General features: G+C 70.1%; 8 protein-coding genes. 3 read left to right on the top strand and 5 right to left on the bottom strand.

The window, feature by feature from the left end; all coding sequences use genetic code 11:
* Position 1: 1 nt before the first annotated feature.
* A complete protein-coding gene (locus HMPREF9058_RS09715) occupies positions 2-1,624 on the bottom strand; it encodes a DivIVA domain-containing protein (RefSeq protein ID WP_009407301.1) in 1,623 nt (540 codons plus the stop codon).
* A gap of 468 nt (positions 1,625-2,092) precedes the next feature.
* On the opposite strand from HMPREF9058_RS09715, the gene HMPREF9058_RS09710 reads away from it, so the two are divergent.
* The 3 genes from HMPREF9058_RS09710 to HMPREF9058_RS09700 all read left to right on the top strand — a co-directional run bounded on the left by HMPREF9058_RS09710 (position 2,093) and on the right by HMPREF9058_RS09700 (position 6,029).
* The gene (locus HMPREF9058_RS09710) at positions 2,093-3,865 is read left to right on the top strand and encodes a hypothetical protein (RefSeq protein ID WP_009407189.1); all 1,773 of its coding nucleotides are present in this window, start codon (positions 2,093-2,095) and stop codon (positions 3,863-3,865) included.
* Positions 3,862-4,911, top strand: a complete 1,050-nt coding sequence (locus HMPREF9058_RS09705) for a hypothetical protein (protein WP_009407134.1) — start codon at positions 3,862-3,864, stop codon at positions 4,909-4,911. Before HMPREF9058_RS09710 ends, HMPREF9058_RS09705 begins: the two co-directional genes overlap by 4 nt.
* Before the next feature lie 167 nt (positions 4,912-5,078).
* Positions 5,079-6,029, top strand: a complete 951-nt coding sequence (locus HMPREF9058_RS09700) for a tetratricopeptide repeat protein (protein ID WP_009407217.1) — start codon at positions 5,079-5,081, stop codon at positions 6,027-6,029.
* A 104-nt stretch (positions 6,030-6,133) separates the two neighbouring features.
* Here HMPREF9058_RS09700 and HMPREF9058_RS09695 read toward each other — a convergent pair whose 3' ends face one another.
* The 4 genes from HMPREF9058_RS09695 to treS all read right to left on the bottom strand — a co-directional run bounded on the left by HMPREF9058_RS09695 (position 6,134) and on the right by treS (position 14,492).
* Positions 6,134-8,500 carry a glycogen/starch/alpha-glucan phosphorylase gene (locus HMPREF9058_RS09695; protein WP_043538138.1) on the bottom strand — a complete coding sequence of 789 codons (2,367 nt, stop codon included), beginning with the start codon at positions 8,498-8,500 and terminating at the stop codon, positions 6,134-6,136.
* A 274-nt stretch (positions 8,501-8,774) separates the two neighbouring features.
* A complete protein-coding gene (gene glgB / locus HMPREF9058_RS09690; protein WP_009747850.1) occupies positions 8,775-10,985 on the bottom strand; it encodes a 1,4-alpha-glucan branching protein GlgB in 2,211 nt (736 codons plus the stop codon).
* An 88-nt stretch (positions 10,986-11,073) separates the two neighbouring features.
* Entirely contained in the window at positions 11,074-12,681 is a 1,608-nt protein-coding gene (locus HMPREF9058_RS09685; protein ID WP_009407138.1) for a phosphotransferase, read from the bottom strand.
* Positions 12,681-14,492 carry a maltose alpha-D-glucosyltransferase gene (gene treS, locus HMPREF9058_RS09680; RefSeq protein ID WP_254654149.1) on the bottom strand — a complete coding sequence of 604 codons (1,812 nt, stop codon included), beginning with the start codon at positions 14,490-14,492 and terminating at the stop codon, positions 12,681-12,683. Before treS ends, HMPREF9058_RS09685 begins: the two co-directional genes overlap by 1 nt.
* Between the last annotated feature and the right edge of the window lie 4 nt (positions 14,493-14,496).

Here is a 14,496-nt window from a genome sequence, read left to right as displayed (position 1 = left end):
CTCAGCGACGTCCTTTGCCCTGGCGGGGGTTGCGGTTGGTGGAGTTGCCGGAGCCGTTGGAGCTCTTGCCGGGGGCCGGGACGTGCTCGATGCGACCAGGGCCGCTCTTCTGGGCGTTCTTCGGGGTCGACTGCGCGCCCGCCTGCTGGCCACCACCGGAGGCCGCAGCCGCCTTGTTGCCGGCCGGCGCAGGGGCCGCCGAGGTGGCCGACGGCGCTGAGGAGGCACTGCCGGAGCCGGCCGAGCGCGGACTGCCTGCGCTGCCGGAGGCCGCCGGCTCTGCCGACTGCGCGGAGGTCTGCTCCGGCGCCGCGGCCGGACTCGGCTCCTGAGGCAGGGCTGCGACGTGGTCGCTGAAGGAGGGGGCCTGGGGCAGTGCACCTCCCAGGACACCGCGCATCTCGGTGAGGTAGGCGGCGACCGAGTCGCGCTGGCGCTCGAGCTCCTGGAGCTGGCGGGCGGCCACCTGGGCGGTGACGTCGGCGTCGGCGCGGGCGTCGCTGATGATCTGCTCGGCCTCGAGACGGGCCTGTGCCAGAGTCTCCTCCGCCTGGGTGACGGCCTCCTCCTGGCGCTTGCGGGCCTCGGCGTCGGTGCGGGCGCGGACCTCCTCGGCACGGGACAGCGCCTCCTGCAGGCGCTCCTCGGCCTCCTGGGCCTGGACCTGGGCCTGCTCCTGCATCTCCCGGATGCGCTCGCGCGTGGCCTCGTGGGCGTCGGAGTCCTCCTGGGCGGCCTGCTCGTGCGCCGCAGCGATCTCCAGGGTGGCCTGCTGGCGCAGCTCGGTGGCCTCGGAGCGGGCCGCGGCGGCCTCGTCGGTGGCCGAGCGTCGCAGTGTCTCGGACTCGTTGCGCGCCGAGGTGAGGATCTCCTCGGCCTCGCGCTTGGCCTTGCCGACGGTCAGCTCGGCCTCCTGCTTGGCGGCCGAGAGGATCTCCTCGGCCTTTGCCGTGGAGGTCTTGTGCAGCTCGTCGGCCTCGGCCGCGGCCGCCTCTCGGTTGGCGGTGGCGTCGCGCTCGGAGGTGATGGCGATCTCGGCGGCCTGCTTGCGCGCCTGGGACAGGACCAGTGCGGCCTCACGCTCCGCGCTGGCGCGCATCTCGGTGACGGCCGCCTCGGCGTCGGCGGAGATCTGGGCGGCCTTGCGCGAGGCGGAGGAGACCAGCTCCTGGGCGCGGGCCTCGGCGTTGGCCAGGGCGGTCGAGGCCTCCCCCTGGGAGCGGGAGCGCAGCTCGCTGGCCTCTCGGCGGGCGTCGGCCAGCAGGGTCGCCGCCTCCGAGGCGCTGCGCTCGGAGAGGTTCTTGGCGTTGGTCCGGGTCCGGGTCAGCAGGGCGTCGGCCTCGGCGTTGGCCTTGGACAGGACGGAGGCGCTCTGCTCCTCGGCGCTGCGCAGCAGCTGCTCGATCCGTGAGCCCAGGCCGGCGTAGGTCGGCTTGTCGGACTCCCGCAGCCGGCGCTGGGCGTCGGCCAGCTCGCCGGCCAGCGTCATGGCGCGCTGGTCGAGGCTGGCCACCTCGCGACGGGCATCGGCCAGCTGGCGCGAGAGCTGCTCCAGCTTCCGGTCGACCTGAGCGCGGTCATAGCCGCGCATCGTGATGGCAAACTCGCTGTATTCCTCAGCCACGTCGGGTTCCTCCTCCTGGCGAGCCGGGGACGCTCACCACCAGGGCAAGCCTAACGATTGGGTGTGATCGGGACGGTCACCACGAAAGTGTGACCATGCGCACAGAAGGTCTGGGGTGGTGGGGCTCCCGACCGCCCGGGAGGGGTGACGGATGGAGGCGCTGGTGGGTTCTCCGGAGACTTCCGATCTCGCGTGCGCGATTCTCCGCGTCTTCCTCCGTGTCCACTTCGAGACCGTCGCGCTGTTCGCGGGGCCGGCGAGACCCTTTCTGCTGGCGGAATTCCGGGAGATATCGCTTCGCTCAGCGCGTGCCAGGTTGTGATCTTGGGCCGAGGTCGGTGCGGTCGCAGGGTCCGTCATGCGATTCTGGTCCCTAGGCGGGCGCACGGTGAGCGCTCGCAGCGATACCCGGCTCCACGGAGCCGGCCGTCGTCCATACCGTGTCCGCGAGCATAGGAGATCCGCGTCGTGAGTCGACGTATCTTGAGCGTGGTGGTGACCGTCCTCGGGCTGGTCCTCGTCGCCCTGGCCGTTTGCTCGGCCACCATCTGGAAACCCGGCTCCAAGGTCGAGGCGAAGCTCGCCTCCGGCCCTTCTCAGCCCTACGTCATCACAGCCCCCGGGGTTCTCAGTGGTGCGGAGTCCGACGTCACCGTGACGGCGAGCTCCTCCGACGGCAAGGACGTCCACCTCTTCGTGGCCAGGGCGGCCGATCTCGACGCCTGGATGAGCCCCGACGCCGACAATGCGCTGCCCTACACGGCGATCACCAGCATCGACGCCGACGCCGGGACCCTGACCTCCAAGGACGAGACCCAGTACTGCCCGCCGGCCAACGCCGCTCCCGCTCCTTCCGCAGCGCCCTCCGCTCAGCCCTCCGCCTCCGCGCAGGCCGGCGGCTCGAAGTGCTCAGAGCGCAAGGCCAAGGGCGTGACCGCCTCGGGCTCCGACATCTGGCTGGGGGAGAAGACCGGCGGCTCGTCAGTCACCTTCGACACCGGCAAGGACGCCGACCGCGCCATGCTGCCCCACAAGAACCTCGACGAGCAGATCGTCGTCATGGCCATGACCGACGGCAAGGCCTCGGCTCCCGGCCTGACCGTCAGCTGGAAGCGCCAGGTGGAGACCCCCTGGTACTTCTACGGGGGACTGGTTCTGGGCAGCGTCTTCGTGCTCGTAGGAGCCTTCCTGTTCTTCATCGACCTCCAGCTGCGCCGCGCCAATGTCGATCGGCGTACCCGTTCGGCCGAGCGGGCGGCCCGCATCGCCAACGCCGACTCGGTCTCCACCGAGGGCATCCCCCAGGTGGACGATCCCGACCGACGGCTGACCCGCCGAGAGCTGCGGGACAAGGAGCGCGCCGAGGCCTCGGGCGAGCCCTGGACCGACCCGCGCACCGGGCGCGTCTACCTCAGCGGCGTTGAGGCGCCCGCCGCCTCCCAGATGCCTGAGGCCGTTCCCGCCGAGGGCTACGACTACGGCCCCGCCGCCGGGCTCAGTGAGGTCCCCGGACGCGGGTTCGGTGACGGAACCACTGCCGCCTACGGCGAGGGCCACGGCGGGCAGGGCGACCATGCGGTTGCCGGGCTTGCCCGAGGCGCGTCGGTCGTCCCCGGTCTTGACGAGGCCGCCACCCAGCAGCACCGGGCCGCCCGGGAGCCGGAGGGCCTCCAGGCCGGCGAGGCGCTCACCATCACCTCGGATGCCACCAACGTCCCCGACTCGTCGGCCTACTCCAACCCCCCGGCTCTCAGTGATGTCGCCGGCGGTGCCGCCGGCGCAGGCCACATGGCCGTGGGCGTGGACCCGGTTGCCGACCAGCCCACAGGCGCCCCGGACCACTCCCGCTTCGCACCGCCGGAGCACCACACCAGCCACGTGGCGAGCGGTAGCGACGCGCGGTCCTTCGAGACCGACACCGCCGAGTTCCAGGACGCGGCCTCCTCGGTCCCGCCGCAGGACCCCGGCCTCCAGATGCCGACCGGACTCGCCCAGCCGGAGGTGAGCGACGCCTCCCTGAGCTGGAGTGAGCAGGAGGTCGAGCCGGCGCACGGGCCCACCTTCTCCCCGAGCGGTTTCGGGGACTCCTCTGCGACGTCGACCACTGTGTCCTGGCCCTCCTACTCCGACGGCGTCGAGCTGCCTCCCCAGGCCGACCCCGCCGTTATCCAGGCCGTTGACGCCGAGCCCCTCAGTGAGCCAGACCCCACCGCGGACCCCGACAACCAGGAGCGCGCATGATGCCCACCCGTCGAGCCTTTCTGAGTGCAGGCGGTGCCTCCGCCATCGCCCTGAGCCTGGCCGCCTGCTCGCGGTCTCAGCCCAAGACTGCTGAGACCGTGGCCTCCGGCACGCCGATCGCCGAGCCCGTCCTCAACGACAAGCAGCTCGAGGAGATCCTCCAGCGCGTCCAGACCGGTCTGGCCGCGGCGGACAAGGAGAAGAACGCGGACAAGCTCAAGGAGGTCATGTCCGGTCCGGCGGCGCGGATCCGTGCCGCCGAGTACGCCACCGCCTCCGCCAGCGGGAATGCCTCCGTCATCCACGCCATGAACACCAAGATCCAGGGCGGGGGAGTGGGGCAGACCGTCGGCTTCCCCCGCAACGCAGCCGTCGCCTCGGAGAGCGACAAGAGCGTCTCGATCATCTCCCTGGAGCAGGGCTCGGCCCGGGACCAGTTCAAGGTGTGGGCCTGGGTGCAGGGGTTCGCCGCGCAGGCGAGCATTCCCGTGCTGACCAAGCAGTCCGCCCAGCACGCCAAGCAGGTGACGGCCGAGTCCACCGGGCTGGTTGTCACCCCCAAGGCGGCTCTCGACTCCTACGTCGATGCGCTCAACCACCCCGACGGCGAGAACGGCAAGGCCTTCCCCGACGACAGCCTGCGTCGGAAGGTCCAGGACGCCCGAAAGACCGACCTGAGCAACTTGGGTGAGGTCACCGTGACGGCGGTCCCCGGACAGGACGGGTTCCAGGGCCTCCAGTTGGAGGAGGGTGACGGCGGGGCGCTGGTCTTCACCACCCTGACCTTCACGGTGGTCTACAAGCGTACCGTTGACGGCTCCGACCTCACCCTGCAGGGTGACATTGCCGCCCACATGGGTGGTAACCAGAAGATCGTCGGTACCGTGACCGCCACCTACGACTCCATGGTCGCCTTCTCCATTCCCAAGGAGGGAAGCGGTGGGAAGGTGACTGTTCTGGGCGCCGAGACGGCGCTGATGAAGGTGGACCGGGACGACTCCAAGACGCCGGCCCCCACGGCGTCGGCGTCGGCCAAGCCGTCCTGACCGCCTCCGGTCCCCGGCCCGGCTCCGTGAGTGCTCGGAGTCGGGCCGCTGGCGCGCCCAGGCCGGTGCGCAGCGTGAGGCCTGCCAACCGCGCCGGCGCTCACGAACACCGAAAGACCCAGATCCATGAAGCAACCGGGCCGCGGCCCGAGGAAGGCAGAGCTGCCATGAGCATGTTCGGCGCCGTCGACCTGTCCAGTCTCGCCCCCGCCACCAAGCCGGCCGGCTCTTCCGGCGCCACCCCGAGCCCCGCCACCGGGGATCGCCCTACTGGAGCTGCCGGTTCTGGTCTGCCGGTACCGCTCGTGGTCGACGTCGACGCCTCCACCCTGCGCGACGTCGCCGAGGTCTCCACCCAGGTGCCTGTCATCGTCGTCCTGCACAGCCCGCGCAGCCAGGCCAGTGCCGACCTCGCCACCGTCCTGGAGCAGCTCGCCGATCAGTACTCCGGCCGTTTCCAGCTGGCGCGCGTCAACGTGGATACGGCCCCGGAGGTCGCCCAGGCCCTCCAGGCTCAGGCCGTCCCCACGGTGGTGGCCCTCATCGCGGGCCAGCCGGTGCCGATGTTCCAGGGGGCGGTGCCCCAGGAGCAGCTGCGCTCCGTCATCGACCAGCTGCTGGAGGTGGCGGCCGCCAACGGTGTCAACGGCACCATCGCCGTCGACGGCGCGGCCGGCGCCGGCACTGCTGAAGCCGAGCCCGAGGAGACCGAGGTCGAGCGGGCCGCCCGCGAGGCCATCGAGGCCGGGGACTTCGCCGCTGCCGAGGAGGTCTACACCCACGCCATCGCCCAGAACCCGGGCGACGACGACCTCAAGGTGGCCCGCAACCAGGTGCGTCTCATGGCCCGCCTGGACGGCCAGGACCCCCACGAGCTCCTTGCGGCGGCCGACGCCGCGCCCACGGATCTGGCCGCCGCTCTGGCCGGTGCCGACGCCGCCCTGGCCATGGGGGATGTCAATGCCGCGCTCGGCCGGGCCCTGGAGGCCGTGCGCACCCACGCGGGGGAGGAGCGGGAGGAGGCCCGGCTGCGGCTGCTCGAGCTCTTCGAGGTCATCGGCTCCACCTCTCCGGAGGTCGCCCAGGCCCGCCGCCGCCTGGCCACCATGCTCTACTGAGCCTCAATGAGCCCCGCTGAGGGCCCGGCGGCGGCGCCCAGCGCATACGGAAAGGAGCGCCCCTCACCGGTTGCGGTGAGGGGCGCTCGCTCATGCCGTGACGATCAGGCGATGGGCTCGGGGTCGATCTTCCAGACCTCGCGGGCGTAGTCGCTGATGGTGCGGTCGGAGGAGAAGCGGCCCGAGCGGGTGATGTTCACCCAGGCCTTGCGCTGCCAGGCGCGGGCATCGGCGTAGTCGGCCGCCATGGCGTCCTTGGTCTCGCGGTAGGAGGCGAAGTCGCCCAGGACGTAGTAGACGTCGGCCGGCTCGTAGGAGGCCTCGAGCAGGCTGCGGCGCAGGTCGGCGAACCAGCCCGAGCCGTTGTCGTCCAGGGTGCCGTCGGTGAAGGCGTCCAGGACGCGCTTGAGACCGGGGACGTTCTCGTAGTGCCACACGGGGTCGTAGCTCTCACGCAGGGCGGGCAGCTCGTCCTCGGTGGCGCCGAAGATGTAGGCGTTGTCGTCACCGACCGCCTCCAGGATCTCCACGTTGGCGCCGTCGAGCGTGCCCAGGGTCAGGGCTCCGTTCATCATGAACTTCATGTTGGAGGTACCCGAGGCCTCCTTACCGGCCATCGAGATCTGCTCGGAGACGTCGGCGGCCGGGATGATGTGCTCGGCCGGGGAGACGTTGTAGTTGTGGACGAAGACGACCTTGATGGTCTTGGAGACCACGGGGTCGTTGTTGACCAGGTCGGCGATGGCGTTGATGAGCTTGATGATGGCCTTGGCCCGGATGTACCCGGGAGCGGCCTTGGCGCCGAAGATGAAGACCCGCTTGGGGACCTGCAGGCTCGGGTCCTGCTTCATGCGGAAGTAGAGGTCCAGGATGTAGATGGCGTTGAGCAGCTGGCGCTTGTACTCGTGGAGGCGCTTGATCTGGACATCGAAGATGGCCTCCGGGTCGATCTCGATCCCCTCGCGCTGGGCGATCCAGGCGGCGAAGTCCACCTTGTTGGCGTGCTTGATCTCCGCCAGGCGGTCGTAGACGGACTCGTCCACGGAGTCGGTGTGCTCGGCCAGGACGGACAGGTCCTTGACCCAGGCGTCCGAGCCGGTGACCTCGTCCAGGAGCGCCGACAGGCGCGGGTTGCACTGGCGCAGCCAGCGGCGCGGGGTGACGCCGTTGGTCTTGTTATTGAAGCGCTCGGGCCAGATGGCGTGCCACTCGCCCAGGGTCTCGCGCTTGATGATCTCGGTGTGCAGCGCGGCGACGCCGTTGATGGAGTAGGAGGCGTAGCAGGCGATCCAGGCCATGCGCACCTTGTCCCCGGAGATGGGGGCCATGTAGTCGATGGTGGCCTGCTCCAGGCCTCGCTCGGCCATCTCCACGCGGAAGCGGCGGTCGATCTCGCGGACGATCTCGGTGATGCGCGGGAAGAGACGGTCGAAGATGGAGATCTCCCAGGTCTCCAGGGCCTCGGCCAGTACAGTGTGGTTGGTGTAGGCAAAGGTCTTGGTGACCACCTCCCAGGCCTCCTCCCAGCCCAGGTGGTGCTCGTCCAGGAGGATGCGCATCAGCTCGGGGATGGCGAGCACCGGGTGGGTGTCGTTGAGCTGGATGGCGTTGTAGTCGGCGAAGCCGGTCAGGTCCTCACCATGGTGGCTGACGTAGTTCTCAACGATCTGCTGCAGGGAGGCCGAGCAGAAGAAGTACTGCTGGCGCACCCGCAGGACCTTGCCCTCGTAGGTGGTGTCGTTGGGGTAGAGGACACGGGAGATGTCCGAGGTGCGCTCGCGCTCGACGATGGCCTCGGTGAAGCGCTGGGAGTTGAAGGCGTCGTAGTCGAACTCCTCGAGCGGCTCGGCCTTCCACAGGCGCAGGGTCCCCACGTTCTTGGTGCCGTAGCCGGTGATGGGCATGTCGTAGGGGATGGCACGCACGGTCATGTCCTGGTAGTGGACCAGGCGCTGGGCCTCCTCGTGGCGGATGACGAAGGGGTAGCCCTCCTCCATCCAGGGGTCGGGGTGCTCGGTCTGGAAGCCGTCCTCGAAGAGCTGCTTGAACAGCCCGTAGCGGTAGAGGATGCCGAAGCCGTTGACCGGCAGGTCGAGGGTGGCGCAGGAGTCGAGGAAGCAGGCGGCCAGGCGGCCCAGACCGCCGTTGCCCAGGGCGGCGTCGGGCTCCTGCTCCAGGACGTCGCTGAGGCTGTCGCCGAAGGAACCGACGGCCTCGCGTGCCTCATCGACCATCCCCAGGTTGGAGAGGTTGTTGAGCAGGGCGCGACCCATGAGGAACTCGGCGGAGAAGTAGTGCTCCTGGCGCCCGGCGCTGTACTTCTGCTCGGTGGCGTACCAGTCGTCCGCGATGGTGTCGACGACGGCGGCGGACAGGCCCTGCCAGACCTCCATGAGGGTGGCTGCGGTCTCGGGTCGACCGGATACGGCGCGCACCTGCGCGGGGGCGCTCGTGACCAGCTTCTGTGTCATTCTTCTTCCCTTGTCAGGCATCGTGGTCGCCGACTGCAAGAGTTTTGCAGCGGACTGAAACATCGTACATCGACGGGGCCGGGCCGACCGGAGCGCGCAAGGGAACATGGCACCGGAGGCCGCGCACCTGTGCGAGACAGGGCCCAGACTACCCGCTCATAGGCGATAGTGGTGGGTCGAGTTCACAGTTCTGATGATGTGGCAAGCAGCAGGCCGCGGTGGGGTGAGAGGTCCATGCCCCTCACCCCACCGCGGTGCGTGGTGTCAGCCCGGGTCAGTCCTGCGCCGGACGCAGGAAGACCGCTCCCATCGGGGGGACCCGCAGGCGCACCGAGGCAGGGCGCCCGTTCCAAGGCAGGTCTTCGGCCTCGACCCGGCCCAGGTTGCCCACGCCGGAGCCGCCGTAGTCCTCGGAGTCGGTGTTGAGGACCTCCTCCCAGTCCCCGGCGAAGGGCAGGCCCACCCGGTAGCCCTCATGCGGGGTGCCGGCGAAGTTGATGATGCAGACCATCAGGTCGGCCCGCCCTTCGGCGTCGGTCCCCTTGCGAAGGTAGGACAGGACGTTGTGGTCGCCGTCGCCGGCCTCGATCCACTCGAATCCTCGGTGGGAGAAGTCCTCCGACCACAGGGCCGGCGAGCTCAGGTAGAGGCGGTTGAGGTCGCTGACCAGGGCGAGCAGCCCCTGGTGGCCGGGGTCGTCCAGGATCCACCAGTCCAGGGAGGTATCGGCGTTCCACTCGGTTCCCTGACCGAACTCCTGGCCCATGAACAGCAGCTGCTTGCCGGGGTGGGACCACTGGTAGGCGTACAGGGCGCGCAGGCCCGCCAGCTCCTGCCAGGGGTCGCCGGGCATCTTGGACAGCAGGGAGCCCTTGCCGTGGACGACCTCATCGTGGCTCAGCGGCAGGATGAACTGCTCGGAGAAGGCGTAGACGAGGGAGAAGGTCAGCTCTCCGTGGTGGTACCGGCGGTTGACGGGGTCCTCCGCCAGGTAGCGCAGGGTGTCGTTCATCCACCCCATGTTCCACTTCAGTCCGAAGCCCAGGCCGCCGTACTCGGTGGGGGCGGTGACGCCCGGCCACGCCGTGGACTCCTCGGCGGCCATGATGATGCCGGGGTTCTTGCGGTAGGCGGTGGCGGTGGCCTCCTGCAGGAAGCTGATGGCCTCCAGGTTCTCGCGGCCGCCGAACTGGTTGGGATGCCACTGGCCGTCCTGGCGCGAGTAGTCCAGGTAGAGCATGGAGGCCACGGCGTCGACGCGCAGGCCATCGGCGTGGAACTCCTGGAGCCAGTACAGGGCGTTGGCAACCAGGAAGTTGCGCACCTCGTTGCGTCCGAAGTTGAACACGTAGGTGCCCCAGTCGGGGTGCTCGCCGCGCTGCGGGTCGGGGTCCTCGTACAGCGGGGTGCCGTCGAAGCGGGCCAGGGCCCACTCGTCCTTGGGGAAGTGGGCCGGCACCCAGTCCAGAATGACGCCGATGCCGGCCTGGTGGAGCTGGTCCACCAGGTAGCGGAAGTCGTCCGGGGTGCCGAAGCGCGAGGTGGGCGCGTAGTAGCTGGTGACCTGGTAGCCCCAGGAGCCGCCGAAGGGGTGCTCGGCCACCGGCAGGAACTCCACGTGGGTGAAGCCGGCCTCCTTGACGTAGGGGACCAGCTCCTTAGCCAGGCCGCGGAAGCCCAGTCCCTGGCGCCACGAGCCGACGTGGACCTCGTAGATGCTCATCGGCCCGCTGTGGGGGTCGGTGGTGGCGCGCTTGGCCATCCACTCCTGGTCCTCCCACTGGTGGAACTGGTCGGTGACCACCGAGGCGGTGGCCGGGGGGACCTCGGTGGCGCGGGCCATCGGGTCGGCCTTCTGGTGCCAGGAGCCGTCGGCGAAGCAGAGCTCGAACTTGTATCGCGCACCGACCCCCACACCGGGCACGAACAGCTCCCACACTCCCGATGAGCCCAGGGAGCGCATGGCGGTGGCGGTGCCGTCCCAGTAGTTGAAGTCGCCGACGACGCGCACGGCGCGGGCGTTGGGGGCCCACACGGCGAAGGCGGTTCCCTCGACCTCACCCATGGGGCCGTCGTAGCGCTTGACGTGGGCGCCCAGGACCTCCCACAGCTCCTCGTGGCGGCCCTCGGAGATGAGGTAGGTGTCCATCTCACCCAGGGTCGGCATGTAGCGGTAGGGGTCGTCGACGGTGGTGGTCTCGTCGCCGTAGGTGACCTTGATGCGGTAGTCGGGGATCTCCTGGCCGGGCAGGACCGCCACCCACACTCCGTCCTGCTCATGAGTGGCCGGGTGGGTGCCGCCCTTGGTGACGACGACGACGTCGTCGGCCAGGTGACGGACGGTGCGGATGGTGACTCCGTTCTCGCCGACGTGGGCGCCCAGGACCTCGTGCGGGTCGTGGTAGCGCGCGTAGGCGACGTCAGCCAGAATCCAGGGGTCCACAGGGACAGGGGCGAGGTCCTTCTCAGGTGTGTTGGCGCTCATACAGCAACTCTTCCATGCGTTGGTGATTAACGGGTGCTTTTGGACGTCGGACCGATGGGGATGAGGGGAATGGAGGATCGTTGCGTGCTCAGCCCTCCGCGTGCTTGGACAGGACCGACTCGATCCCCGCCAGGGGGATGCCCAGCCAGTCGGGACGGTTGCGGGCCTCGTAGACGGCCTCGTAGAGGGCCTTGTCCAGCTCCAGGCAGGTCAGGACCGTCTGGTACGAGGCCTCGGCCTGCTCCTGGTCGCCGGATGCCGCTGGCGACGGGGCGAGCGAGCCGGTCTCCTGGCGTCCCAGGCGGTAGCCCTCCTCGAAGGCGGAGCGCACGGCGGGGAGCCAGTCGGGGTGGGGTGCCTTGCCCACGGCGGCGGCGTAGTCGAAGGAGCGCAGCATCCCGGCCACGTCCCGGGCCGGAAGATCGGGGTCGGATCGCTCGGCCAGGGGGCGCAGGGGCTCGCCCTCGAAGTCCAGGACGTACCAGCGCTGCTGGCCGTCGATCTCGTGAAGCACCTGCCCCAGGTGGTAGTCCCCGTGGATACGGGTGGTCGGTTCCAGGGCGGGGAGCTCCTCGAGACGTGCCAAGGCCTGCTCCACCTTGAGCTCCAGGGCGCGGATGTGGCCGGAGAGCTCGGGCACCTCCTCCAGCGCCCACCGGGCGCGCTTGCGCAGGGCGGCCGCGAGCTCGGCAGGTGAGGGCGGCCGGCTCGTGCCCAGGGAGGCGGCCAGGTGGTGGTGCATCTGCGCGGTCGTGCGTCCCAGATCCCGGGCCAGCTCCACGGCGCGGGCCCGCACCGGTCCGTCGACGTCGTCGGTGGAGGCCAGTGAGCAGAACAGCTCGAAGCCGTCGTCGGCGCGGGGGACGAAGCTGCAGGCCACGGCCGAGTCGGTGGACTCCTCCAGGGCGGGCTGGCCGCAGCCGCCCATGCGCGTCCAGGTCATGGTGGACCAGGCCACCGGCGTGGGCACCCGGTCCCAGCCGCTGCGGGCCAGGGCCACCGACAGCTCCACGTCGGGATTGCGCCCGTGCTCCAGGACCCGCAGGAGCTTGACGATGAGGTCGCCGGTGGCGGCGTCCTGCTCCCCAAGAGCCTCGGCGGGGTCGGAGGGGGCCGGCAGGATGACGGAGGTGTTGGACTGCTCCCCGGTGGTTACCCGCAGCCTCGGCGCCCGCTGGGCGATGGCCAGGGCTCCGGCCTCGCTCAGGACGGTGCCCGCCTTCAGCGTGCTCAGGGCCCAGGCCCGCCAGAAGGCCGGGTGGTGGGCGCCGTCGACGAGCGCCACCTGCGTGGGTGACCCCTGAGAGTCGGTGGTCACCAGCAGGCCGTGGTTGCCGGGTGCCTCACCGGGGGTGGCGAAGGAGTCGAGCGCCTCGGCGGACTCCAGGACCACTGGCACGTGCAGCAGCACCATCCCGTCGCGGTGACCGGTCTCGGCCTGGTTGCCCCGTAGGGCGGCGATGACGAGGTCTCGCACCCCCTCCTCCGGCTCCCAGGTTGCGATCACGCGCAGGGAGCCCAGGGGCGGTGCGGCGTCCCCCTTGAGCGGGAACCAGCGCCGTTGGAGCATCCACGGTTCTAGCGCAGCGAGGATCTCGGCATTGGTGGGCCAGGTCGACGGGGCCTGGGTGCTGCGCAGGGAGTGTGCTGGCACGGTGGCGGGTTGCGGTGCGGCGGAGATCGGTTCGTTTGGCATCAGACTTCCTCGGTCGGGTGGTTGTCGTGGTCGTCCTGGGGGGCGTCGTCGGGCTCAGTCCGGTCAATGGACAGCCAGTAGTATCCGCGCGCTCCCAGCGTCAGGGTGAGGCGGCCTCGGTCGTCGACGGGCGGGAAGGCGCAGCCCCCGAACAGGTCCGTGGTGCCCCTGCCCGCCAGCTCGGGAACCTCGATCGTCACCGACCGGGGGGTGGCCGAGAGGTTCGCGACGCACAGGAGGGTCTCTGCCCCCTCCACTGGCGCCTCGTCGCAGCGCGTGTGCGCCAGGACGGCGTCATCGCTGGTGGGGCGCAGGAGGAAGCTCCCGCGTCCCAGGACGGGGTGGGCGCGGCGCAGGTGCAGGATCCGCCGGGTGAACTGCAGCAGCGAGTCGGGCCGGGCCATCTCGGTGGCCACCGTCAGGTGCGCGTAGCCGGGGGCCTGGATGAGCGGAAGCGTCAGGGCGCCCGGGTCGACCACTGAGGAGAAGCCCATGTTGGGGGAGTCGTCCCACTGCATGGGGGTGCGCACGGCGTCGCGGTCCTCCAGCCAGATGTTCTCGCCCATGCCGATCTCGTCGCCGTAGTAGAGGCAGGGGCTGCCCGGCAGCGACAGGAGCAGGGCGTAGGCCAGCTCCACCTCGGCGCGTGAGGCGTCCAGGAGCGGGGCCAGGCGGCGCCGGATCCCGATGTTGGCGCGCATGCGCTCCTCGGGGGCGTACCAGGCGTACATCTGGTCGCGCTCGGCGTCGGTGACCATCTCCAGGGTCAGCTCATCGTGGTTGCGCAGGAAGGTCCCCCACTGCCCGTGGGCGGGGATGTCGGGGGTCTTCTCCAGCACCCAGCGGATGGCCTCGGCCGAGCCCTGCCGCAGTGCGTAGAAGATGCGCGGCATGACCGGGAAGTGGAAGCACATGGTGCACTCGGGCGCCTCCTCGGTGCCGAAGTACTCCACGACGTCCTCGGGCCACTGGTTGGCCTCGGCCAGCGTGATGGTCCCGGGGAACTCCCGGTCGAGCATCTGACGGATCCCGGCGATGATCTCGTGGGTGCCGGCCAGGTTCTCGCAGTTGGTGCCCTCCGACTCGGTCAGGTAGGGGATGGCGTCGAGGCGGAAGCCGTCCACCCCGGTGCGCGCCCAGAAGCGGATGACGTCGTGGATCGCCTCGATGACCGCCGGGTTGCGGTAGTTGAGGTCGGGCTGGTGGGAGAAGAAGCGGTGCCAGTAGAACTGGCCGCGCTCGACGTCGTAGGCCCAGTTGGACTCCTCGGTGTCCACGAAGATGATGCGGGCGTCGTCGTAGCCGGAGTCGTCGTCGGCCCACACGTAGAAGTCCCCGTAAGGTCCCTCGGGGTCCGAGCGGGAGGCCTGGAACCAGGGGTGGGCGTCCGAGGTGTGGTTGACGACCATGTCGATGATGATGCGGATCCCGCGCTGATGGGCCTGGTGGACCAGCTCGCGGAAGTCCTCCATCGTCCCGTAGCGCGGGTCGATGGCCGTGTAGTCGGAGATGTCGTAGCCGCCGTCGCGCACGGGCGAGGGGTAGAAGGGCGGGATCCACACGCAGTCCACACCCAGCCACGCCAGGTAGTCCAGGCGGGAGATGAGCCCGCGCAGGTCCCCGACGCCGTCGCCGTCGGAGTCGGCGAAGGAGCGCAGCAGCGCCTCGTAGAAGACCGCCGTGCGGAACCATTCGGGGTCCGGGCTCAGGCCGGGGCGGGCCTGGGCCGGCAGGGCCGGCACTCCGGGGATCGGCGGGGCCACCGTCAGCGGCATGGGGATCCCGCCGCTGGGGGTGGGGATCGCCGACATCTGG

This window comes from Actinomyces sp. oral taxon 175 str. F0384 (assembly GCF_000223355.1).
GTDB lineage: Bacteria > Actinomycetota > Actinomycetes > Actinomycetales > Actinomycetaceae > Actinomyces > Actinomyces oris.
This window is presented reverse-complemented; position numbering and strand designations above follow the sequence as displayed.

Excerpts from the sequence above, each read along its gene's own strand:
- treS (WP_254654149.1), bottom strand. The coding sequence starts at position 14,492 with ATGTCGGCGATCCCCACCCCCAGCGGCGGGATCCCCATGCCGCTGACG.
- HMPREF9058_RS09705 (WP_009407134.1), top strand. The coding sequence starts at position 3,862 with ATGATGCCCACCCGTCGAGCCTTTCTGAGTGCAGGCGGTGCCTCCGCC.
- HMPREF9058_RS09685 (WP_009407138.1), bottom strand. The coding sequence starts at position 12,681 with ATGCCAAACGAACCGATCTCCGCCGCACCGCAACCCGCCACCGTGCCA.
- glgB (WP_009747850.1), bottom strand. The coding sequence starts at position 10,985 with ATGAGCGCCAACACACCTGAGAAGGACCTCGCCCCTGTCCCTGTGGAC.
- HMPREF9058_RS09700 (WP_009407217.1), top strand. The coding sequence starts at position 5,079 with ATGAGCATGTTCGGCGCCGTCGACCTGTCCAGTCTCGCCCCCGCCACC.
- HMPREF9058_RS09695 (WP_043538138.1), bottom strand. The coding sequence starts at position 8,500 with ATGACACAGAAGCTGGTCACGAGCGCCCCCGCGCAGGTGCGCGCCGTA.